Raw genomic sequence first — 21,340 nt, 5'->3', positions numbered from 1 at the left:
AAGCGCCCTTTTTCATCTCAGCTGGAGCAGGAAATCTCCAGATGTTTGCCCCAGTCCGGCGGCAGCACGGCGAGATCGTCGTATTCCGGCGCATCGTCGAACGGCCGCAGCAGGGCCTGATGCAACCGCTGCAAACGGCCCACGTCGTCTTGCTCCGCGTCTTCAATGGTCTGCTGCGCCAGATAGTTGCGCAGGATCAGGCGCGGGTTCACCGCCTTCATCGCCCGTTGCCGCTCCGCATCGCTCACCTGCTCCTGCTGCAAACGCTGACGATACTGCTGATACCAGGAATCGAACGCCGCGCGGTCGATAAACTCGTCGCGCAGTGGCGACTGCGCCTGTTGCTGTTCAGTGTCGCTCAACAGGCGGAACGTGCGGGTATAGTCCCGCCCTTCCTGCGCCATCAGGCTCAACAAACCGGTGAGCACGTCATTGTCCTGCGCCGTCGGCGTGAAGAAGCCGAGTTTGGCGCGCATCTGTTCGCCGTAGGCGCGCATCAGCGCCGGTTCATACGCCGCCAGCGCCTGCTGCAGCTGTTCAGTGGTCATCAGCTCCGACAGGGTCTGCGCCAGGCGATGCAGGTTCCACAGCGCCACCGCCGGCTGATTGTCGAAGGCGTAACGCCCCTGATGGTCGGAGTGATTGCAGATATAACCGGGCTGATAGTCATCGAGGAAGCCGTAAGGGCCGTAGTCAATGGTGATGCCGAGAATCGACATGTTGTCGGTGTTCATCACGCCGTGAGCGAAACCGACGGTTTGCCAATGGGCGATCAGGCGCGCCGTCCGTTCCACCACGTCGGTAAACCACAGCAGGTAACGCTCAGCCTGATCCTGCAGCTGCGGCCAGTGACGGGCAATGACGAAATCCGCCAGCTGCCGCACCTGCTCCGGCTGTTTGCGGTAGTAAAAGTGCTCAAAGTGGCCAAAGCGCACGTGGCTTTCCGCCACCCGCATCAGCATGGCGCCGCGTTCCGGCTGCTCGCGGAACACCGGCTGCCGGCTGGTCACGATGGTCAACGCCCGGGTGGTCGGGATCCCCAGATGATGCAGCGCCTCGGAGGCCAGAAACTCGCGGATCACCGAGCGCAGCACCGCGCGGCCGTCCCCCATACGCGAATAGGGCGTCAGCCCGGCGCCCTTCAGGTGCCAGTCGCGGTGGCTGCCGTCCGCCAGGACCTGTTCGCCCAGTAAAATGCCGCGGCCATCCCCCAGCTGCCCGGCCCATACGCCAAACTGGTGGCCACTGTACACCTGTGCCAACGGCTGCATGCCGGGCAGCAGCGTTTCTCCCGCCCAAATGGGGGTTTTATCCGGGGTAAACCAGCTTTCATCCAGCCCCAACTCGCGCGCCAGCGGCTCGCTGTGGTACAGCAGGCGCGCATCCTTGAGCGGCGTCGGGTGCAGGGCGGTGTAGAAACCGGGTAACTGTTGGTAGTAAGCGTTATCGAACTGCGGCATAGGCCCTCCGTTTCAGCGTAGTGTAGAGCCTGGACGGGCGGATTAACACCGAAGGAATGCAGGGAGAACGCATCCGCCTGTCGCCAGGACGGATGCGGGGAGTTTGGCGTTTCCACCTGACGGAGGAAACGCGGTTTAACGCGGGCTGACAAAACGGTGTCATCAGCCAAAAAACGATGGCGAATAACGGCGACGGAATCACGGCAAACATCACCCCGCGCATTATTTACCTCATTGTGTGTAGTTTTTTATATCACTTCTTAATTATTGAACTCGCTGGGCTTCGCCAGCAAAGTTTGCAGATTATCCACACCAACGCTGGGCCATAAAAAACCTTGCAGGCCTAAAACACCGGCGTATCTGAGTTTATTAAAGTACTCTTTTTTCTCTATTCCTCCGACGATCACGCCTTTACACAACAGGTTGATATTCTTTAACAACGAGTCGATGACCACGTCATACCCCTGGTGGGTAAACAGCTGCCAGTAAAAACGCTTGTCTATCTTTACATAGTCAAACAAACCATCATACAGCGCGGTCAAGGTGGCTTTACCGGAACCGAAATCATCGAGCCACAGCGTAAACATTTCGCTTAATCGCTGCACGTACGGGTTGTTCTTCCCGGCCGAAAGATTCGAAAAACTCTCACTCATTTCGAATGCAATAAAAGGATATTGCCTGATCCATTGGCACAATGCCGGATCGGAAAGAATAAGTTCGACGATGGTTTCTTCGATATTGATGGTCAACTGCACGCTGTTACCGGTAAACCAGTCCGCGTGCCGCTCCGCAAGTTTCAATTGCTCATTAAATAACTCAATCCTTTGTTCAGGCGCCAATAAATTAATCCCAATTTCGGCCGGCATGGCTAAATCACCGTCGAGACTGTTGAAACGGCTCAACATTTCCACCGCCAACAGCCTGCCCTCCATTGAGTAAACAGGTTGAAAAACATAGCTACTAATAAAGTCAGCTTCGAGTTGGATGTTCATTTTAATGCCACAGGATGAATGGCTAGCGTATCATCGTATATCAATATATTTTATCGATCAATCCTTCTGGGATTAATCGGAAATATCAATGCAAATACCCATGAAATATCATTTAATTGATAGATTAAAGCTATACGACAATCGCGAAAGGCGCAAAAGAAAAGCAGCTGAACTTATGCCACCTTTCTCGCCCAATGCGTGATATGAAAAGGTATTTGGCTTAAGGGGATTGGATGACGGGCTAAATTTGACTTATCTCCGTTGTTTTATTTAAGAAAAATCTTAAATAAAGTAAAATAATCTTTCTGCTGTAACGCCGATTTTTCCTGCCGTTAACGATGACTGATTAAATTTAATAACGCATCAATTCCGCCCGTTATTCTCAGCATTGAAAACGTAAAAAAATGCCCACCTTGATTTTCAGAAAATCTGCGCTACGCCTCTGCGAAGCGTCGATTTCAGCGATAAAAAAAGGGATGAGCACGCTCATCCCCTTCACCATCCCATACCGGCTAACGGATCGTTTCGCTCAGCCATTGCCGCAGTTCGGTCAATTCGGCCGCCTGTTGCGGATAATCCACCATCAGCCGATCGCAGCAGGCGGCAACGGGCTCGCTGCGATACGCGCAGCCCACCAGCGCTTCCGCCAGCCGCTGCAGCGGGGCGGGATTCAGGCTGTCGGTGAACACCTGCGCGCGAGCAATCGTTCCCTTCTCCACGTCGAAGAACAGATCCACGCCGCCCCAGACGAAGCGCTCATTAAGCAGATGGCTGAACGCCGGCGCCTTGCCGAAATTCCATTCCCAACTGCTCTGTTTGGCGAACTGCGCGGCAAAATCGGGCAAATCGGGGAATACGTCCGGCGAAATGATCTCCGGCTCGGCCGTCTCGCCATAGTGGGCAAAAAAGGCCTGCACGATGGCTTCGCACACCTGCTCATGGCTGATACCCGGCAAAAACTCCGCCAAATTGGCGACGCGCGAACGCACCGAGGTGATGCCCTTGGCCTGCAGCTTTTTGGGATCCGGATTGAGGTAGTCCGCCAACCGCTCCAGATCGGCGTTCAGCAGCAGCGTGCCGTGGTGGAAACCACGGTCCTGGGTTTCTCGATAGGCCGAGCCGGATATTTTGCGCGGCCCGTCGGCGGTTTCCATCACCAGATCGTTGCGCCCCGACGCGCCGGCCGTGACGCCCAGCTGCCGCAGCGCTTGCAGAATGATGTCGGTCGAGACGCTTTTGTCGTAACCCGGTTTGCCGGCCATAAAGGTGAAACAGGTGTTGCCCAGGTCGTGAAATACCGCCCCGCCGCCGCTGCTGCGCCGCGCCAGCCGAATGCCGTCCTGCTCCATGCGCCGGGTGTTGCACTCTTTCCAGGGGTTCTGCGACTGGCCGATCACGACCGTTTCGGCATTGCGCCACAGAAAGAGAATTTTTTGCGTGGTCATCTCGCGGAAGATGCATTCTTCCACCGCCAGGTTAAACCAGGGATCGTAGGAATCGGAGATCAGTAAACGCAGACTGTTCATGGCAGGCACCGTTCAAAACACGTGATGCCGCCATGATACACCAAATCAATAGGTTAAGGCTAAATGCGTCGCGCCTGCCAGTACACCCGCTTCCAGTAGACGTTATCGAGCGAGGAGCGGATCACTCCGCGGCTGGTCGAAGCGTGGATAAATTGGTCGTTGGTATCGTAAATGCCGACGTGCAGGCCGTTCTCACCGCCGCCGGTTTTGAAGAACACCAGGTCGCCCGGCATCAGCTCATCACGCGAAACCTTGGTGCCCAGCGAAGTTTGCTCTTCGGTCGAACGCGGCAACTGCATGTCGAAACGATCGCGGAACGTGCGGTAAACAAAGCCGGAACAATCTACGCCGCCGCGATCCAGGCCGCCGTAACGGTACGGCGTGCCGTACCACTGACGCAGTTGCTCGTTGAGCTGGGCCACCACCACGATAGAGTCCGCCAAGCGGCCGCTCGGCGGCGGCGCATGGCTGCTGCAGCCGGCGAGGATCAAACTGGCTAATAAAAACCACACACGCATCCGCATAATATTCCTTCATTGAACACGCTGCCGCATTATGCCAATCGGCACACCACCACCGCCTGCGAGGCGAAGCCGGCACCACGTAAGGAGAGCGCTATTTGGCGTTAATTTATCTCCCGCACGGGGAAAAAGGCAAGCGCCATGAGGGAGATAATAGCAGGATCGCCGGTTTTGACCCTATTCCGGCGATTTTGTCTTGGGTTTGCTGTTAATCAGCCCGACGCCGAACAGAATAAACAGCGTGCCCAACGTTTTCAGCAGCGTAGCGGATTCGTTAAACCACGGCAGGATCACCGCCGCCAGATAGACCAGCGCGTAGCTGACGCTCAGCAGAGGATAAGCGCGGTTTAACGGCAGGTGGCGCAGCGCAAAGAACCAACACAGCATCGACAGCGCATAACCGAAGATGCCGCCGCCCACCGCCAGAAGCGGCAGCCAGTAGTCGCCGATCAACGCCAACGAGACGTCGGCGAACGACATCAGCGGGATCTGCACCATGCCCCACTTCATCAGCAACTGCGCCAGCGTCACCAACAGTACGCTGGCAGCGCCCCAGGCATAGCCCCTCATGAATGCACGCTCATCAGCAGGATCCCCAGCATAATCGACGCCACGCCGCACCAGTGGCGAGCGGTCGTCGGCTCATGAAACAGCCAGCGCGCCGCCAGCGTCACCATCACGAAGTTCAGGCTGAGCATCGGGTAAGCCAGGCTGAGCGGCAGGCGTTGCAGCACATTGAGCCACACCGCCATGCCCAGCCCCAGCAGCAGCACCGCCAGCGCCAGCCAACGCAGCGTCTGCTTCAGCCGCGCTTCGTCCGCCCGCTCCCAACAGTGCGCCGCCTGCTTCTGGCACAGCTGCCCACCGCAGGTGAGCAGGCTGACCACTATCACTAACAGAAAACCGATCATGGTTGCTGTTTATACCACATCAGCACCAGGCGATTCATGCGATCCACCTTGTCTGCGGCAGGCAGTTCCTGCGGCAGCGCTTCGCCACGGGACAGCTGCAGCACCAGCGACACGTTCCCCTGCTTGCGCGCCTGCGCCAGCCACTGCGGGAAGTCGGCGTCGCTGATCAGGTGGCCTTTGGCGTCCGGATACTCCAGACCATAAGCTACCTCGCCTTTCTGGCTGTACATCAGCACGTCGCTACGCTTCAGTTCCCAGGCCAAACCGGCCGCTACCCCGACGCTGTCGGTCAGCACGTAACGGCTGTCGCCCAGCTCGGCCATGGTGGCGCGCGCGAAGTTCTGCGGCAGCTTGGAATCGGTCACCTGTTGCGGGATGGCGTAGCCGATCACCAGGCACAGCAATACCGGGCAGGCCGCCGCCCAGCGCCATTGACGGCCGTTATCGCGTGCGGAAACCAGCGCGAACAGCAGCCAACCGCCGAAGGCGATCAGGCCGAGCACCACCTTCGGCCACTCTTGCGCGGTAAACAGATGGGCTTTCGGCAGCAGGCCGGAACTCAACACCACCAGCGCCACGATGCCGATCAGCCCGAACAGGCCGTTCAGCCAGGCATTGGCCTTGAACAGTCTGGCGCGCAGGGTGGCGGCGTAGTCTTCCGCATAGGCGGTCATCAGCAGCGCCAGCGGCGCCATGCACGGCAGAATGTAGGTCGGCAGCTTGCCTTTGGCGATGCTGAAGAAGATCAGCGGCATCATCGCCCAGCTCAGCAGGAAGAACAGCTCCGGGCGCTGTACGCGTTCGCGCCAACCCTTGAGCAGCGCACCGGGCAGCAGCGCCAGCCACGGCAGCACCGCCGCCAGCAGGATCGGCAGGTAATACCAGAACGGCGCCTTGTGCTGGGCGTTATCTTCGGCGAAACGCTGAATATGTTCGACCCAGAAGAAGTAATTCCAGAAATCGGGTTCGCGTTGCGCGATCGCCAGCGCCCACGGCAGGCTGAGCAACGTAGCGGTCACGATCGCCACCGGGCCGTAGCACAGCAGATCCTTGATACGACGTTGCTGAATGACGATCGGGATCACCGCGATCACCGGCACCGCCAGCGCCAGGAAGCCCTTGGTCATAAAGCCCATGCCGCAGGCCAAGCCCAATAGCGCGTAGGCGCCCAGCTTGCCTTTGACCGAGGTGGCTTTCAGCGTCAGGTAGTAGCTGACCATCGCCGCCGCCAGCCACAGCGAGATCATCGGATCCAGCACGCTGTAGGTGCCGATGCTGAACACCAGCACCATCGACAGGAATATCAGCACCGCCAGGCTGGCGCGGCGCGCATTGCGCCACATCAGCATCGCCAGCGCGAACACCAACAGTGCGGTCATGCCGGTGCTGAACACCGAACCGAAGCGCACCGCAAAGTTGTTTTCGCCGAACAGCCACTGGCTGATGTTATTGAACCAGTAACCCGCCACCGGCTTTTCGAAGTAGCGCAGCCCCAGCAGGTGCGGCACAACCCAATCGCCGCGCTGCAGCATTTCACGGCTGATCTCGGCATAACGCGTCTCGTCCGGCTGCCACAGCAGGCGGCCGTTAAGTGGGATCAGGTAAACCAGAGCAAAAAAAACGGCCAGCAGAATGGCCCAGGATCCTTTTAGCGCCTTCATGTAACGTCCTTCACATCGGTTTGACAACCCAGCCAACCTTCGCGACCGGGGAAAGGAGCACGCTTGATGCGGCCCAACGGCAGTGACGCCAAATCTTGTGGTAACAGCGCGCTAAGCGGACAGAATTCGATGCCCTGCTGCCGTGCGCGTTGCAATAACTGTTCGAACATCGCCGCTTGCGACATACCTTCCACTTCGGTGTGAATGGTGTACACCGGCACGCCGCGATCGTTCTCGATGGCGCGCAGAATGTAGTCGTTGAAGTCGGCCATGCTGACTTCGCTGCCGATCACTTCGTCGAAGGTCGGCAACGTCACCGGGATCTGCACCGTGCCGTGACGCCCGTCGCTCAGCACCGGACGGAACGGATGGGTGCCGCGGCAATCGCTGTTGTAATGGAAGCCGAAGCGTTGCTTGACCTCCAGCACGCGCGTATCGGCACGCCAGCCCGCCACGGCGGAGCATTTCACCGGCTGGCCGGTGCTGGCGCTCAGGGCATCGACGCCCAGCTGCACCTGTTCGGTCAGCTGCGCCTCGCTCCACTTGCCGACCTTGGCCTGCCACCCCTGGTGATCCCAGGCGTGCAGCCCGACTTCATGGCCGGCTTCGGCGGTACGCTTCATCAGCGGCCCCAACGCGCGTGAAATGTTGCGCCCCGGCCAGGCGGTGCCGGCCAGCAGAATGTCCAGCCCGTACAGCGAGGCGGCGTTCGAACGCAGCATTTTCCACAGAAATTTCGGACGCAAAAGGCGCCAAAGATGGCGCCCCATGTTGTCCGGTCCCACGCTGAAGAAGAAGCTGGCCTGAATGTCGTACTTGTCGAACAGGTCCAGCAACTGCGGCACCCCTTCACGGGTGCCGCTGAAGGTATCTACATCAACCCGCAGACCGACTTTCTTCATGCACCGTTCCCTTCCTGAACGGTAGTGCGCAGGAAGTAGTCCAGCGTATCGGCGACGGTTTGCTTCATCTCGATGGTCGGCTGCCAGCCCAGCAGGCGGTGAGCGTTCTTGATGCTCGGCGTGCGGTGCTCAACGTCCTGGTAACCTTTACCGTAGTAGCTGCTGCTCTCAACGTCCTTGAAGCCGGCAAACGGCGGGAAGCGGTCGCGCAGCGGGTGGTTGTTGAAGCTTTCCAGCAGCATTTCCGCCAGCTCGCGGATGCTCGCTTCGTTGGTCGGGTTGCCGATGTTGACGATCTGGCCGTCGCACAGGCCGTCGCGGTTCTCGATGATGCGGAACAGCGCTTCGATGCCGTCGTTGATGTCGGTGAAGCAACGTTTCTGCGCGCCGCCGTCCATCAGTTTGATCGGCGAACCTTCCACCAGGTTGAGGATCAGCTGGGTGATGGCACGGGAAGAGCCGATACGCGCAGCGTCCAGATTATCCAGACGCGGCCCCATCCAGTTGAATGGACGGAACAGCGTGAACTTCAGACCTTCTTTAGCGCCGTAAGCCCAGATCACCCGATCCAGCAGCTGTTTGGAGACCGAGTAGATCCAGCGCTGTTTGTTGATTGGCCCGACGATCAGGCGCGAATGGTCTTCGTCGAACTCTTTGTCGTCGCACATGCCGTACACTTCTGAGGTGGACGGGAAGATGATGCGCTTGTTGTATTTCACGCAGTCGCGAACGATCTTCAGGTTCTCTTCGAAGTCCAGCTCGAACACGCGCAGCGGGTTACGGGTGTATTCGATCGGCGTCGCGATCGCCACCAGCGGCAGCACCACGTCGCATTTCTTGATGTGATACTCGATCCACTCGGAGTGGATGCTGATGTCGCCTTCCACGAAGTGGAAACGCGGGTTGTCGAGGAAACGGCTGATGGCGTCAGAACCGATATCCAGGCCGTAGATGTCGTAGCGATCGTCACGCAGCAGGCGCTCGGTCAGGTGGTTACCGATGAAGCCGTTAACCCCGAGGATCAGCACGCGAGTGCGGCGTTTCATTACGGCGTTCGGCTTGGCGGCCAGGCGCACGTCGGTGACGATGCCCATCTCCTGCGCCAGGCGGCTGCCCTGCACGTACAGGCCGCTGTCGTTCTGACCGGCAACGATCTCCAGCGCGCCTTCGCCACAGGCGATGACCAGCGGCGAGGTGCTCAGTACGGTGCCCGGCTGCTTGTCGTGTTGGGTATCCAACACGCGAGAGCGCCAGACGATCAGCTTGCGCTGGCCGAGGTAGCTGAAGGCACCCGGGTACGGTTCCGTGACGGCGCGTACCAGGTTGTTGATCTCTTTGGCGGACTTGTGCCACAGGATCTCGCCGTCCGCCGCGGTGCGACGGCCGAAGTAGCTGGCCTGAGACTCATCCTGCTTAGTGAAGGTGGCGGTGCCGTTCTTCAGCTTCGGCAACTGCTCTTTCAATACGGCCTGCGCGGCTTCCAGCACTTTTTTGTGCAGCGTCAGCGCGGTGTCGCTGTCGGCGATGGTCACTTTCTGCTGACCGACGATGTCGCCGGCATCCGGGCGTTTCACCATCTTGTGCAGCGTGGCGCCGGTTTCGGTTTCGCCGTTCACCAGCGCCCAGTTCACCGGGGCGCGGCCACGGTAATGCGGCAGCAGCGAACCGTGCAGGTTGAAGCCGCCCTGCGGTGCCAGCGAGAGGATCTCGTCGCTCAGCATGTGGCGGTAGTAGAACGAAAAGATCACGTCCGGCTGCAGATCGCGAATGCGGTCAACCCACAGCGGGTGGTTCACGTCTTCCGGCGCATAGACCGGCAGATCCAATTCGGCACCCAAACGGGCCACGGAGGAGAAGAAGTTGTTCTCACCAGGGTCGTCGGTGTGCGTGAATACGGCCTGCACGTCGTAACCCGCCTCAGTCAGCGCTTTCAGACCTGCGCAGCCAATATCATGGTAAGCAAATACAATAGCTTTCATCATTCTTCTTCCTGAGTATTGTGGTCCTGCTGTACGCCGACCACTTTCTGAACAAAATAGCGAGGACGTGCGCGCACGTCGGTATAGATGCGGCCGATGTATTCACCCAGTAGCCCCATGCCAACAAACTGGGCGCCGATAAAGGTGAACAGCACGGCGAAGAGGGTGAACACGCCGCCGGCGGCCCATTCAGGGCCGAGCAGCAGACGCAGCGCAATCAGCACCAGCGCCAACACAAACCCGGACAACGCCACGATGCTGCCGACCACGCTGAGCAAACGCAGCGGGGTGGTGGTCAGACAGGTGATCAGGTCGTACATCAGGTTGATCAGCTTCATCAGGCTGTACTTGGAATCGCCAAACTCGCGCTCGGCGTGACGCACGTCGATCTCGGTCGTGCGACGGGCGAAGGTGTTCGCCAGAATCGGGATAAAGGTGCTGCGCTCGTGGCAGTGCAGCATCGCCTCAACGATATGACGACGGTAGGCGCGCAGCATGCAGCCGTAGTCCCCCATCGACTTGCCGGTGGCGCGTTGAATCATCATGTTGATCACGCGCGAAGCGCTTTTGCGGAACCAGGAGTCTTGACGGTTGGCGCGCACGGTGCCCACCACGTCATAGCCCTCTTCCGCCACGCTGACCAGACGAGGGATCTCCTCCGGCGGGTTCTGCAGATCGGCATCCAGCGTAATCACCAGATCGCCGGTCACCTGGTTGAAACCGGCCATGATCGCCGAGTGCTGGCCATAGTTGCGGTTCAGCAAAACGGCGATGATGTGGCTGTCCGGCTTTTCCGCCGCCGCGGTCAGCATGTCCGCGGAGCTGTCGCTGCTGCCATCGTCGACGAGGATGATTTCATAAGGTTGAGATAACTGCTTGCAAGCGGCGGTAGTACGCTCCAGCAACGCCGGCAGACTTTCCTGCTCGTTGTATACCGGAATGACTATCGACACTTTTTTAATCGGTTCAACGCGAGACACGTAAAGACTCCACAACAGAAGACAAGGCATTGACCACGCGATCCACGTCGGCGTCGGTCATATCAGGGAATAGCGGTAAAGTGCACAGCCGCGCCGAGTTCCATTCGGTATTCGGCAAGGAAAGCTGCGGATAACGCTCACGGTAGAATTTCTGGGTATGCGCGGCGCGGAAATGCAGCCCGGTGCCGACGCCAACCTCTTTCAGACGCTCCATCAACCGATCGCGATCGATGCCGCAACGCTCAGGATCGACACGGACCATAAACAGATGCCAGGCGTGATCATGCGGGTAATCCGGCACGCCCAACGGTTGGAACGGTGAGCCTTCCAGCGCACTCAGGTAGCGCTGTGCCAGCGCCTTACGGCGCGCGTTCAGCTCAGCGAAGCGCGACAGTTGCACCACGGCGATCGCCGCGTGAATGTCGGACAGGTTGTATTTGTAACCCGGCTCCACCACTTCGGCCTGCGGTTTGCGGCCAAGCTGCTGACGATCGAAGGCATCGACGGCCAGACCGTGGAACTTCAGGCAACGCAGGCGATCAGCCAGCGCATCGTCGTCGGTGGCGATCAGGCCGCCTTCGGCGCAGGTCACGTTTTTAATGGCGTGGAACGAGAAAATCGCCGTGCCGCGCGCACCGACCCATTCGCCGTTGTAGCGCGTGCCGACCGCATGGGCGGCGTCTTCGATCAAAGGCAGACCGTGGCGTTCGGCCACAGCGCGCAGCGCGTCCATCTGCAAAGGAGCGCCGGCGTAGTGCACCGGAACAATCGCTTTGGTTTTCGGGGTGATGGCAGCCTCAACATCGGCGGCGCTGACCATCAACGTATCACGGTCAACGTCGATCATGACCGGCATGGCGCCCAGCAGCTCGATCATGTTGAGGGTGGAAACCCAGGTTTGCGAAGGGGTGATGACTTCGTCGCCGGGGCCGATGCCCAGCGCCATCAGCGTGATGTGCATGCCCGCGGTGGCGGAGCTGACGGCGATCGCATGCTTACAGCCGAAGGTGGAACAGAAGTCGCTTTCCAGCTGCTGGTTTTGCGGCCCGGTGGTGATCCAACCGGAACGCAACACTTTCTCTACCGCGGCGATTTCTTCATCGCCGATGGCCGGACGAGAGAAAGGCAAAAATTGATCCATAGTTAACCCCAAACGTATCGAACTGCTTTTGATGACACTGTAAATCCCTTTCGTTTAACGGATATTAAACGCCAGAGAAGAATCGTTTCCGTGGATTAACTGCCAATGTAAGGCCGCAAGCTTAACTAAACCTTAAGACGAGACTTGTCATCAGTGGGTCAACTGATTGGTGGGTGTCGCCATCATCTATTTAAAATCATTATTAAAATCAGTTTCTTATATTTATTAATAATTATTTACGTATTTCATTTTTGCCGAATCAAGCGTAGCACGTCATCGACGTTTTTCAAGAAAATCGATAAGAAAATGAGAGGCAGCCCAATATTAACCGATGATTACCCGGCTATTTATATTCACTGCGTTTAGTTTTCGTTTACGTTACACCCCGCCGCCGCCGCGACTCAAGCCGTGCGGGTCATGATCCAACGCTGGTCCCCCACCCATTGCAGGTGGAAGTCCACTTCATAGATCTGCGACAGCAGCGTTGGCGCCATCACCTCACGCGTGGCCCCCTGTGCCACCAGCCGCCCGGCGTGCAGCAACCAAACCCGATCGGCCTGCTGTAAGGTATGATTCAGATCGTGCGCGCACACCAGCGCGCTGCGCCCGCTCTGGCAAAATTCCCGCAGCAGGCGATCCAGCGCGACTTTCTGCGCCACGTCCAGGCTGTTGGTCGGCTCATCCAGCAACAACAGCCGGCTGTGCGGATTGACGCTGGGCCACACCTGCAGCAACACCGCCGCCAGCCGCACCCGCTGCCATTCGCCACCGGAGAGCTGCGTCAGCATGCGTGACAGCTTATCCACCAGCCTCAGCCGCTGGCACAAATAGAGAATGGCGTGTTCCACATCGGTTTGCGCCGCTGCCGCTGGCCGGTGCAAGGCCAAATACTGGAACATCGGCATCAACGACACCGGCGGCTGTTGCTGGCTAAGATAGCCGCGCCGGCATGCCAGCGCGTTACCCGGATAATCGGCCAGCGCGCGCCCGTCCAGGCGAACCTCGCCCAGCCCCGGCAGCATGCCGGCTACCCGCGCCAGCAGGGTGCTCTTCCCGGCGCCGTTTGGGCCGATCAGATGAACCTGCAACCCGCCTTCAATCTGTGCCGAAAAAGGCGCCAGGCGCCCCGCCACCCCAACCTCGACGAGTTGCAGCATCCGTCTTATCCTGCCAGCGCTTGTTTTACCGCCGCCACCAGCGCCGGATCTTCCGGCGTGGTGTCAGGCGAGAAGCGTTGGATCACCGTGCCGTCGCGCGCGACGAGGAATTTCTCGAAGTTCCACAGAATATCGCCGGCGTGCTTCGGCGCCCGCCCTTTGCTGGTCATCCGCGCCAGGAACTCGCTGCCCTCCGGTGCGACAGCATCCGGCTGCGCGGCAATCAGCGCCTGGTACAGCGGATGCCGATGTTCGCCGTTCACCTCAATCTTGGCGAACATCGGGAATTGCACGCCGAAGGTGCCGCGGCAAAACGCCAGGATCTCTTCGTTGCTGCCCGGCTCCTGGCCCAGGAATTCATTGGACGGGAACCCCAAAACTTCCAGCCCCCGATCGCGATAGGTTTCGTACAGCGCTTCCAGCCCTTCATATTGCTTGGTCAGGCCGCACTCCGAAGCCACGTTGACCACCAGCAGCACCTTGCCCTGGTAGGCGCCCAGCGTGGTCGCCTGATTTTCGATGGTGTGTAACGGCAGGTTGTAGATTGGCTTGCTCATCGGTTGTCATCCTTTGGTTTTTTAATGGCAGGTGAATGAAGAAAACTACCTTACGCCCTTTGTCCGGGTCAGTAACCAGATAAATAGCGGCGCCCCCAGCGTGGCGGTCACCACGCCGATCGGCAGCTCGGCCGCCAGCAGCGCAACGCGGGCGATCACATCGGCCACCAGCAACACCCCAGCTCCCGCCAGCGCGCAGGCCGGCAGCAGATAGCGCTGGTCGGTCAGGCCGGTGAGCCGCAAAATATGCGGGATCACCAACCCAACAAAACCAATCACTCCGGCGAGCGCCACGCTGACGCCGACCAGCCAGCCGATCGCCAGCACCAGCAAATTACGCCACAGATGCAGCGACAGCCCAAGTTGCCGCGCCTGTACCTCGCCCAGCGCCATCAGGTTGAGCGCTCTGCCCTGGCCGCAAAGCCACAGCAGCACCGGCAGCAGCGCCAGCACCAGCCACTTTTGCCGCCAGTCGACGCCGCCAAAACCGCCCATCATCCAGTACATCAGCTGCCGCAGATCGAGGCTGGTGCTGAAATAGACCGCCCAGGTCATCAGCGCGCTGCACACGATGCCCAGCGCCACGCCAACCAGCAACAGCCGCGCATTGGTCAGGCGCCGACGCCGAGCGAAGCCCAGCAGCAAAAAGGTCATCGCCAGCGCACCGGCTATCGCGGCGGCGCTCATCAGCGCCACCGGCAACAAACCGTGCCCTAACAGCACCGTCAACACCAGCGCGACGCCGGCGCCGTTAGCCACCCCCAGCAGACCGGGCTCCGCCAGCGGGTTTTCAAACAGCGCCTGCATCACCGCGCCCGCCACCGCCAGGGCGGCGCCGACCAGCATCACCGCCAGCGCGCGCGGTAAACGCAGTTGCCAAACGAACAGCTGCGCCCGATCGCTGAACCACTCTGACGGCCATATCCATTGATCACCGGCGCAAAGGCTGAACAGCAACGCCACCGTCACGCCCAGCGCCAGCAGAGTGACCTGGCGTTTATCGCGGTAGCGCTGATGTTGCAACAGTAAGGTGAAAGTACGGCTGGTTGGCATGGCGCGGCGGTTCCCTGCCGGCCGCTGTCGTGGCCGGATAATTGACGTCTGAGTCGAATATTAGGGGGTTAACGCCGCAAGGGGAAGCCTTGCGTAGGCGATGGCGCAGGAAAGCAGCGGCTGGCCCTGCCCGTCATCACCATGATGATGGCAAAACCAGCCGCCGATAAACTCAGGGATTAACGATGTGGGCCGGCGTTGCCCGGCGGATAAGGCTGACCGCGGCCGTCATCGCGGCGATCATGGTCACCCCGATCGTCATGACGGCGGTCGCGATTATCGCGATCGCCGTGGAACGGATTGCCGCTGCGTTCCGGCTCGCGATGCTCATAGCCACGCGGCGGCGAAGGTTGCCAGCGTCCGCCGTCCCAATACAAACCGCGCGCATTGCGCTCACCCAGACCGCGGCCCTGGTGCGCATGCCACCACTGCGGTGGACGCCAGTCGTAGCCATCCCAGTAGTAGCCGCGACGGTCCTGATCCCCCAGATGCAGGGAAACGCCCGGCACGTTGATATCGACGGACACATCGGCCTGCGCCGCCAGCGGCAGCAACAGTGGGAAACACACCAGCAACAGGATCTTTTTCATTTTACCTTCTCACTCTATTTTTCTTGCTGCAGTGGTTATATCAGCGTGCTTATTTAACGACTATCTCATCGATGCCTATTTTCAGATCGTTTTCGACGGCCTTACACAATCTCTACACTGTTTGCCGCCGCCTTTAATTATCATAACCACTGACAAGGTTTAACGAATAACTGACGTCTCTCAAGCCGCAAGACAATTATAATTAAATGGATTCCCACCGGAGGATAATAAGATGATTAAACGTATAGGTATGTTGCTGGCCGTTGTGGCCCTGGCCTTAAGCCTCAGCGCCTGCTGCTGGGGCCCGCACTGGGGCGGCGGCCACCGCGGCGACGGCCCAGGCCATTATTATGGTCGTTATTGAAATGAAAAATAAGGCCACCCATCACACAAAATAAGATATAAGAATATTCCGCAAATAAGATTAAATAAATTTTTGCCGTAGTGCTTTAATGAATAACTTTAATTCTTACATTGCCCATTAGGAATAAACTGAATTTTCCCAAAAAAAGAAAAAGGCCGCGCAAGCGGCCTTTTTTGATGTCACGTCACTCACCCTTTCGGGCTGGCGTTTTCTACCCGGCTTTTCAGCTTCTGCCCCGGACGGAAGGTCACCACGCGGCGCGCCGTAATCGGAATGTCTTCGCCGGTCTTCGGGTTACGCCCCGGACGTTGGTTCTTGTCACGCAGATCAAAGTTGCCAAAACCCGACAGTTTTACCTGTTCGCCATTCTCAAGGGCCCGACGGACCTCTTCAAAGAACAGTTCCACCAGGTCTTTGGCGTCCCGTTTGCTAAGCCCAAGCTTCTCAAACAGGTGTTCTGACATTTCAGCTTTAGTAAGCGCCATAGGTTCAATCCCTCAAGGATGCTTGGAATCGCTGTTTTAGAGCCTCTACGCATTTTGCAACGGTAGCGGCTATCTCCTCTTCTTCCAGTGTACGAGCGGTATCCTGCAATACCAGACTGATAGCCAGGCTCTTGTCACCTTCTGCCACGCCCTTGCCACGGTACACGTCAAACAAGTTTACGCCAACTACCTGATTTGCGCCAACTTTCTTACACTCGGCCAAAATATCTTCTGCAGGGACGTTTTCAGCCACCACAACGGCGATATCACGGCGGTTTGCCGGGAAGCGCGAAATCTCCCGCGCCTGAGGCACGGCGCGGCTCGCAAGCTTGTTCCACTCCAGTTCAAACACCACGGTGCGGCCGTTAAGATCCAGTTTACGTTCAAGTTCCGGGTGAACCACACCGATGAAACCTACGCGTTCGCCGTGCAAATAAATCGCCGCACTTTGCCCTGGATGCAGGGCCGGATTGGCTTCCGCCCGGAACTGAATTTCGGATAATTTACCGGTCAGCTCGAGAACAGACTCCAGATCCCCTTTTAAATCATAGAAGTCGACGGGCTTGCGCGCCAGATCCCAATGCTCATCGTGCGTATGGCCGGCGATCACGCCTGCCAGCATGACGTCCTGACGGATACCCAGATCTGCCGCACTATCAGGCACAAAGCGCAGGCCGCTTTCAAACAGACGCAGGCGCGTCTGCTGGCGGTTCTGGTTATACACCACCGCAGACAGCAGGCCGGTCCACAGCGACAGACGCATCGCCGACATCTCGACCGAAATCGGGCTCGGCAGGATCAGCGCTTCTTCATTCGGATGCAGCAATGCCTGCACTTTCGGATCGACGAAGCTGTAGGTGATCGCTTCCTGGTAGCCGTTATCCACCAGCATGGTCTTCACGCGCTTGAGCGTCAGATCGGCTTCGCGATGCTGGGTCATCACCAGATCGGCACGAACCGGCACATCCGGGATGTTGTCGTAGCCGTAAACGCGCGCCACTTCTTCCACCAAATCCTCTTCGATCTCCATATCGAAACGCCAGCTCGGCGCGACCGCTTGCCAGCTGTCGCCCTGTTCGGTTACCTGGCAACCCAGGCGGCGCAGAATGTCGCTAACCTGCTCGCTCGGCACCACGTGGCCGATCAGACGATCCAGCTTCTCGCGGCGCAGCGTGATGGTAGCGCGCTTCGGCAGTTCGTTTTCATCGGTCACGTCGATAACCGGGCCGGCCTGGCCGCCGCAGATGTCGAGCAGCAGGCGCGTGGCGCGCTCCATCGCTTTGTACTGCAGCGCCGGATCGACGCCACGCTCATAGCGGTGAGAAGCATCGGTGTGCAGGCCGTGACGGCGCGCGCGGCCGGTGATCGACAGCGGGCTGAAGAAGGCGCACTCCAGCAGCACGTCCTGAGTTTCTCCGTTGACGCCGGAATGCTCGCCGCCGAAGATGCCGCCCATCGCCAGCGCTTTTTGATGATCGGCGATCACTAAGGTGTCGGCGTTCAGTTTGGCTTCGTTGCCGTCCAGCAGCGTCAAGGTTTCCCCTTCTTCCGCCATGCGCACCACGATGCCGCCGTCGATGCGGCTCAGATCGAAGGCGTGCATCGGCTGGCCAAGCTCCAGCAGCACATAGTTGGTGACGTCAACCACGGCATCGATAGAACGGATACCGCAGCGACGCAGTTTTTCACGCATCCACAGCGGGGTTGGCGCCTTGACGTCGATGCCTTTCACTACGCGGCCCAGATAGCGTGGGCACGCCTGCGGCGCGTCAACGCGGATCGGCAGCGTGGCGTCGATGGCGGCGGCTACCGGGCTCATGTCCGGCTCGGTCAGCGCAACCTGGTTGAGTACGCCCACGTCGCGCGCAACGCCGATGATGCCCAGGCAGTCGGCGCGGTTCGGCGTGACGCTGATCTCGATGGTGTTGTCGTTCAGTTTCAGATAGTCGCGGATGTCGGTGCCGATCGGCGCATCCAGCGGCAGCTCAATGATACCGTCATGATCGTCGGAAATGCCCAGCTCGGAGAACGAGCACAGCATGCCTTCCGAAGGTTCACCGCGCAGCTTGGCGGCCTTGATTTTGAAATCGCCCGGCAGCACCGCGCCCACGGTGGCGACCGCCACTTTCAGGCCGGTACGGCAGTTTGGCGCGCCGCAGACGATGTCGAGCAGGCGATCGCCGCCTACGTTAACCTTGGTGACGCGCAGTTTGTCGGCGTTCGGGTGCTGGCCGCACTCGACCACCTCGCCCACGACGACGCCGTTAAACGCGCCGGCAACCGGATCCACGCCGTCCACTTCCAGGCCGGCCATGGTGATTTGATCGGATAATGCTTCGCTGCTGATGGCCGGGTTTACCCACTCGCGCAACCAGAGTTCACTGAATTTCATGTGATATTCCCGCCTTACTTAAACTGTTTGAGGAAACGCAGATCGTTTTCGAAGAATGCGCGCAGGTCGGTGACGCCGTAACGCAGCATCGTCAGGCGCTCCATGCCCATGCCGAAGGCGAAGCCGGAGTAAACTTCCGGATCGATGCCCACGTTGCGCAGCACGTTCGGATGCACCATGCCGCAGCCCAGCACTTCCAACCACTTGCCGTTCTTGCCCATCACGTCCACTTCAGCGGACGGCTCGGTGAACGGGAAGTAGGACGGACGGAAACGAACCAGCAGGTCTTCTTCAAAGAAGTTGTTCAGGAAATCGTGCAGCGTGCCCTTCAGGTTGGTGAAGCTGATGTCTTTATCGACGATCAGCCCTTCCATCTGGTGGAACATTGGGGTGTGCGTCTGATCGTAGTCGTTACGATAAACGCGGCCCGGCGCAATGATGCGGATCGGCGGCTGCTGGTTCTTCATGGTGCGGATCTGCACGCCGGACGTCTGGGTGCGCAGCAGACGCGTGGCGTCGAACCAGAAGGTGTCGTGGTCGGCGCGCGCCGGGTGATGCCCTGGAATGTTCAGCGCGTCGAAGTTATGGTAATCGTCTTCAATCTCCGGGCCGGTGGCAACGGAGAAGCCCAGCTCGCCAAAGAAGGTTTCGATACGGTCGATGGTGCGGGTCACCGGATGCAGGCCACCGTTCTCCATGCGACGGCCCGGCAGGGACACGTCGATGGTTTCAGCCGCCAGGCGCGCGTTCAGCGCGGCGCTTTCCAGCGCGTTCTTACGCGCGTTCAGCGCGTCTTGCACCTCTTGCTTGGCCTGGTTGATCACCGCGCCGGCCGCCGGACGGTCTTCCGCCGGTACGTCGCGCAGAGACTGCATCTGCAAGGTGAAATGACCTTTCTTGCCAAAATATTCGACGCGTACCAAATCTAACGCGGCAACATCCTGGGCATCTTCTACGGCTGCCTTGGCATTGGCAACCAGCTCTGCGAGATGTGGCATTGCTTTCCTCTTCCTCTGGCCGGGATGGCCCTAAGTAATTGTTATCTATTATTCGAACACGCCTTTGAGCAATCTTCAAAGACTTTTCAATACGTTGCCGGCCAGGCGACTCACCAGCGAGGCACAAGGCTCGCTCAACGCCTGCCGCTCTCACCGCAACGCTTTGCAAGGCGGGACGATGGCCAAAAACAAAAAAGCCTCCACGAGGGAGGCTTAGGCGCTACTTTTCGTTTCTTTTCTTACGCGCAAAGCCTCCTGAAGTCAGGCGCTAAAGTAAAAAAAGAAACGAAAAATAGCTGCGTGCATGATTGCGGTACCTTGTCGATGATTGCCCACCAGTGATATAGCGGCGGCCAATAAAAGTCAATATTTGTCGCTGAAAACAAAGATTAAAAGAGGGAGCAAGCTCCCTCTTCTACTGACTTACGCCAGAGCTGCTTTCGCTTTCTCAACCAGTGCGCCGAAGGCCACTTTGTCGAAGACTGCGATGTCAGCCAGGATCTTACGGTCAATTTCGATCGACGCTTTTTTCAAGCCGTTGATGAACTTGCTGTAAGACAGACCGTTCTGACGAGCAGCTGCGTTGATACGTGCAATCCACAGCTGACGGAACTGACGCTTACGTTGACGACGGTCACGGTAAGCATACTGGCCTGCTTTGATTACTGCCTGGAAGGCAACACGATATACGCGCGAACGGGCACCGTAGTAACCTTTCGCCTGCTTCATAATTTTCTTGTGACGTGCGCGTGCAATTACACCACGTTTTACGCGAGCCATATGCTCTCTCCTAAAGTCTTATTCTAAATTCAAAAAAAATGGCTTATGCGTACGGCAGGCACGCGGTAACCAGGACCAGATCGTTTTTAGACACCATGCCTTTCGGACGCAGGTGACGTTTACGCTTGGTTGCTTTTTTGGTCAGAATATGACGCAGGTTGGCATGTTTACGCTTAAAACCACCGCTGCCGGTTTTTTTGAAGCGCTTGGCTGCACCACGTACAGTTTTAATCTTTGGCATTTTAATTAAATCCACTTCGCATTGTTAAACAACGAATCAGTTGGGCGAATAAAACCCACACGGCGCAAGCGTCGCGCGGGTTCCATTACTTGTAAGCCTTACTGTTTCTTCTTAGGAGCGAGCACCATAATCATCTGGCGGCCTTCGATCTTCGTAGGGAAGGATTCGACCACTGCCAGATCCATATCTTCACACAGATCTTTACGGACGCGGTTAAGCACTTCCATACCGATCTGCTGGTGCGCCATCTCACGCCCACGGAAACGCAGGGTGATTTTGGCTTTATCGCCATCTTCCAGAAAGCGAATCAGGTTGCGTAGTTTGACCTGATAGTCGCCATCATCGGTACCAGGACGGAATTTGATTTCCTTCACCTGGATAACTTTTTGCTTCTTCTTCTGTTCTTTCGTCGACTTGCTCTTCTCGTAGAGGAATTTGCCGTAATCCATGATTCGGCAAACTGGCGGTTCGGCATTTGGGCTGATTTCTACTAAATCAACGCCCGCTTCCTCAGCTTTTTCAAGAGCTTCATTCAGACTGACAATACCAATCTGCTCGCCATCGACGCCGGTTAGGCGAACTTCTTGCGCGCGAATTTCTCTGTTAATGCGATTAGGACGCGCCGGTTGAACTCGTTTTCCGCCTTTAAT

The 21,340-nt window shown here is 58.3% G+C and carries 22 protein-coding genes and 1 other annotated feature; all 22 genes read right to left on the bottom strand.

Features of this window, described 5'->3' with window-relative positions; translation table 11 throughout:
- Nucleotides 1-17: 17 nt before the first annotated feature.
- Nucleotides 18-1,460 (bottom strand): protein adenylyltransferase SelO, encoded by a 1,443-nt coding sequence (locus C3F38_RS13300; RefSeq protein WP_055317057.1) that lies wholly within the window; start codon nucleotides 1,458-1,460, stop codon nucleotides 18-20.
- 260 nt (nucleotides 1,461-1,720) lie between these two features.
- Entirely contained in the window at nucleotides 1,721-2,452 is a 732-nt protein-coding gene (locus tag C3F38_RS13295) for an EAL domain-containing protein (RefSeq protein WP_038871047.1), read from the bottom strand.
- Between the two features lie 512 nt (nucleotides 2,453-2,964).
- Nucleotides 2,965-3,978: a lipoate--protein ligase A gene (locus C3F38_RS13290; protein ID WP_055317056.1), complete on the bottom strand. Its 1,014-nt coding sequence runs from the start codon at nucleotides 3,976-3,978 to the stop codon at nucleotides 2,965-2,967.
- Between the two features lie 59 nt (nucleotides 3,979-4,037).
- A complete protein-coding gene (locus C3F38_RS13285) occupies nucleotides 4,038-4,502 on the bottom strand; it encodes an NlpC/P60 family protein (RefSeq protein ID WP_016927954.1) in 465 nt (154 codons plus the stop codon).
- Between the two features lie 174 nt (nucleotides 4,503-4,676).
- Nucleotides 4,677-5,069 (bottom strand): 4-amino-4-deoxy-L-arabinose-phosphoundecaprenol flippase subunit ArnF, encoded by a 393-nt coding sequence (arnF, locus tag C3F38_RS13280; RefSeq protein ID WP_047727668.1) that lies wholly within the window; start codon nucleotides 5,067-5,069, stop codon nucleotides 4,677-4,679.
- Nucleotides 5,066-5,410 (bottom strand): 4-amino-4-deoxy-L-arabinose-phosphoundecaprenol flippase subunit ArnE, encoded by a 345-nt coding sequence (gene arnE, locus C3F38_RS13275; RefSeq protein WP_033642887.1) that lies wholly within the window; start codon nucleotides 5,408-5,410, stop codon nucleotides 5,066-5,068. The genes arnF and arnE overlap by 4 nt, the downstream gene beginning before the upstream one ends.
- Complete coding sequence (arnT, locus tag C3F38_RS13270) at nucleotides 5,407-7,071, bottom strand: lipid IV(A) 4-amino-4-deoxy-L-arabinosyltransferase (RefSeq protein WP_047727669.1); 1,665 nt, start codon at nucleotides 7,069-7,071, stop codon at nucleotides 5,407-5,409. The genes arnE and arnT overlap by 4 nt, the downstream gene beginning before the upstream one ends.
- Entirely contained in the window at nucleotides 7,068-7,973 is a 906-nt protein-coding gene (arnD, locus tag C3F38_RS13265; protein ID WP_047727670.1) for a 4-deoxy-4-formamido-L-arabinose-phosphoundecaprenol deformylase, read from the bottom strand. Before arnD ends, arnT begins: the two co-directional genes overlap by 4 nt.
- Nucleotides 7,970-9,952, bottom strand: a complete 1,983-nt coding sequence (arnA, locus tag C3F38_RS13260; protein WP_047730733.1) for a bifunctional UDP-4-amino-4-deoxy-L-arabinose formyltransferase/UDP-glucuronic acid oxidase ArnA — start codon at nucleotides 9,950-9,952, stop codon at nucleotides 7,970-7,972. Before arnA ends, arnD begins: the two co-directional genes overlap by 4 nt.
- A complete protein-coding gene (gene arnC / locus C3F38_RS13255; protein WP_047727671.1) occupies nucleotides 9,952-10,932 on the bottom strand; it encodes an undecaprenyl-phosphate 4-deoxy-4-formamido-L-arabinose transferase in 981 nt (326 codons plus the stop codon). Before arnC ends, arnA begins: the two co-directional genes overlap by 1 nt.
- Entirely contained in the window at nucleotides 10,919-12,073 is a 1,155-nt protein-coding gene (gene arnB / locus C3F38_RS13250; RefSeq protein WP_038871067.1) for a UDP-4-amino-4-deoxy-L-arabinose aminotransferase, read from the bottom strand. Before arnB ends, arnC begins: the two co-directional genes overlap by 14 nt.
- A gap of 401 nt (nucleotides 12,074-12,474) precedes the next feature.
- The gene (gene btuD, locus C3F38_RS13245; RefSeq protein WP_038871070.1) at nucleotides 12,475-13,230 is read right to left on the bottom strand and encodes a vitamin B12 ABC transporter ATP-binding protein BtuD; all 756 of its coding nucleotides are present in this window, start codon (nucleotides 13,228-13,230) and stop codon (nucleotides 12,475-12,477) included.
- Between the two features lie 5 nt (nucleotides 13,231-13,235).
- Nucleotides 13,236-13,787, bottom strand: a complete 552-nt coding sequence (locus C3F38_RS13240; RefSeq protein ID WP_038871073.1) for a glutathione peroxidase — start codon at nucleotides 13,785-13,787, stop codon at nucleotides 13,236-13,238.
- A 45-nt stretch (nucleotides 13,788-13,832) separates the two neighbouring features.
- On the bottom strand, nucleotides 13,833-14,840 hold the full coding sequence (gene btuC, locus C3F38_RS13235) for a vitamin B12 ABC transporter permease BtuC (RefSeq protein WP_038871076.1): 1,008 nt from the start codon (nucleotides 14,838-14,840) through the stop codon (nucleotides 13,833-13,835).
- A gap of 179 nt (nucleotides 14,841-15,019) precedes the next feature.
- Complete coding sequence (locus tag C3F38_RS13230) at nucleotides 15,020-15,430, bottom strand: DUF2502 domain-containing protein (RefSeq protein WP_038871079.1); 411 nt, start codon at nucleotides 15,428-15,430, stop codon at nucleotides 15,020-15,022.
- 552 nt (nucleotides 15,431-15,982) lie between these two features.
- On the bottom strand, nucleotides 15,983-16,279 hold the full coding sequence (gene ihfA / locus C3F38_RS13225; RefSeq protein WP_004931414.1) for an integration host factor subunit alpha: 297 nt from the start codon (nucleotides 16,277-16,279) through the stop codon (nucleotides 15,983-15,985).
- Nucleotides 16,280-16,283: 4 nt separating this feature from the next.
- The gene (gene pheT / locus C3F38_RS13220) at nucleotides 16,284-18,671 is read right to left on the bottom strand and encodes a phenylalanine--tRNA ligase subunit beta (RefSeq protein ID WP_055317055.1); all 2,388 of its coding nucleotides are present in this window, start codon (nucleotides 18,669-18,671) and stop codon (nucleotides 16,284-16,286) included.
- Nucleotides 18,672-18,685: 14 nt separating this feature from the next.
- Nucleotides 18,686-19,669 (bottom strand): phenylalanine--tRNA ligase subunit alpha, encoded by a 984-nt coding sequence (gene pheS / locus C3F38_RS13215; RefSeq protein ID WP_055317054.1) that lies wholly within the window; start codon nucleotides 19,667-19,669, stop codon nucleotides 18,686-18,688.
- A 187-nt stretch (nucleotides 19,670-19,856) separates the two neighbouring features.
- Nucleotides 19,857-19,979, bottom strand: a sequence feature (Phe leader region).
- Nucleotides 19,931-19,975: a pheST operon leader peptide PheM gene (gene pheM / locus C3F38_RS26410; RefSeq protein WP_121626058.1), complete on the bottom strand. Its 45-nt coding sequence runs from the start codon at nucleotides 19,973-19,975 to the stop codon at nucleotides 19,931-19,933. Its footprint overlaps the feature before it by 45 nt.
- 113 nt (nucleotides 19,980-20,092) lie before the next feature.
- The gene (gene rplT, locus C3F38_RS13205; RefSeq protein WP_004931417.1) at nucleotides 20,093-20,449 is read right to left on the bottom strand and encodes a 50S ribosomal protein L20; all 357 of its coding nucleotides are present in this window, start codon (nucleotides 20,447-20,449) and stop codon (nucleotides 20,093-20,095) included.
- Between the two features lie 43 nt (nucleotides 20,450-20,492).
- A complete protein-coding gene (rpmI, locus tag C3F38_RS13200; RefSeq protein ID WP_004931418.1) occupies nucleotides 20,493-20,690 on the bottom strand; it encodes a 50S ribosomal protein L35 in 198 nt (65 codons plus the stop codon).
- A gap of 98 nt (nucleotides 20,691-20,788) precedes the next feature.
- The gene (gene infC / locus C3F38_RS13195; RefSeq protein WP_048233542.1) at nucleotides 20,789-21,340 is read right to left on the bottom strand and encodes a translation initiation factor IF-3; all 552 of its coding nucleotides are present in this window, start codon (nucleotides 21,338-21,340) and stop codon (nucleotides 20,789-20,791) included.

Origin of the sequence: Serratia sp. SSNIH1, assembly GCF_002935055.1 — a bacterium.
GTDB classification, from domain to species: domain Bacteria; phylum Pseudomonadota; class Gammaproteobacteria; order Enterobacterales; family Enterobacteriaceae; genus Serratia; species Serratia nevei.
This window is presented reverse-complemented; position numbering and strand designations above follow the sequence as displayed.

What these genes read in the sequence shown, in the direction of transcription:
- arnA (WP_047730733.1), bottom strand. Translation starts at nt 9,952, where the DNA reads ATGAAAGCTATTGTATTTGCTTACCATGATATTGGCTGCGCAGGTCTG.
- arnT (WP_047727669.1), bottom strand. Translation starts at nt 7,071, where the DNA reads ATGAAGGCGCTAAAAGGATCCTGGGCCATTCTGCTGGCCGTTTTTTTT.
- ihfA (WP_004931414.1), bottom strand. Translation starts at nt 16,279, where the DNA reads ATGGCGCTTACTAAAGCTGAAATGTCAGAACACCTGTTTGAGAAGCTT.
- C3F38_RS13285 (WP_016927954.1), bottom strand. Translation starts at nt 4,502, where the DNA reads ATGCGGATGCGTGTGTGGTTTTTATTAGCCAGTTTGATCCTCGCCGGC.
- arnB (WP_038871067.1), bottom strand. Translation starts at nt 12,073, where the DNA reads ATGGATCAATTTTTGCCTTTCTCTCGTCCGGCCATCGGCGATGAAGAA.
- rpmI (WP_004931418.1), bottom strand. Translation starts at nt 20,690, where the DNA reads ATGCCAAAGATTAAAACTGTACGTGGTGCAGCCAAGCGCTTCAAAAAA.
- C3F38_RS13240 (WP_038871073.1), bottom strand. Translation starts at nt 13,787, where the DNA reads ATGAGCAAGCCAATCTACAACCTGCCGTTACACACCATCGAAAATCAG.
- btuD (WP_038871070.1), bottom strand. Translation starts at nt 13,230, where the DNA reads ATGCTGCAACTCGTCGAGGTTGGGGTGGCGGGGCGCCTGGCGCCTTTT.
- C3F38_RS13295 (WP_038871047.1), bottom strand. Translation starts at nt 2,452, where the DNA reads ATGAACATCCAACTCGAAGCTGACTTTATTAGTAGCTATGTTTTTCAA.
- btuC (WP_038871076.1), bottom strand. Translation starts at nt 14,840, where the DNA reads ATGCCAACCAGCCGTACTTTCACCTTACTGTTGCAACATCAGCGCTAC.
- arnF (WP_047727668.1), bottom strand. Translation starts at nt 5,069, where the DNA reads ATGAGGGGCTATGCCTGGGGCGCTGCCAGCGTACTGTTGGTGACGCTG.
- arnD (WP_047727670.1), bottom strand. Translation starts at nt 7,973, where the DNA reads ATGAAGAAAGTCGGTCTGCGGGTTGATGTAGATACCTTCAGCGGCACC.
- rplT (WP_004931417.1), bottom strand. Translation starts at nt 20,449, where the DNA reads ATGGCTCGCGTAAAACGTGGTGTAATTGCACGCGCACGTCACAAGAAA.
- C3F38_RS13230 (WP_038871079.1), bottom strand. Translation starts at nt 15,430, where the DNA reads ATGAAAAAGATCCTGTTGCTGGTGTGTTTCCCACTGTTGCTGCCGCTG.
- arnE (WP_033642887.1), bottom strand. Translation starts at nt 5,410, where the DNA reads ATGATCGGTTTTCTGTTAGTGATAGTGGTCAGCCTGCTCACCTGCGGT.
- C3F38_RS13290 (WP_055317056.1), bottom strand. Translation starts at nt 3,978, where the DNA reads ATGAACAGTCTGCGTTTACTGATCTCCGATTCCTACGATCCCTGGTTT.
- C3F38_RS13300 (WP_055317057.1), bottom strand. Translation starts at nt 1,460, where the DNA reads ATGCCGCAGTTCGATAACGCTTACTACCAACAGTTACCCGGTTTCTAC.
- pheS (WP_055317054.1), bottom strand. Translation starts at nt 19,669, where the DNA reads ATGCCACATCTCGCAGAGCTGGTTGCCAATGCCAAGGCAGCCGTAGAA.
- pheT (WP_055317055.1), bottom strand. Translation starts at nt 18,671, where the DNA reads ATGAAATTCAGTGAACTCTGGTTGCGCGAGTGGGTAAACCCGGCCATC.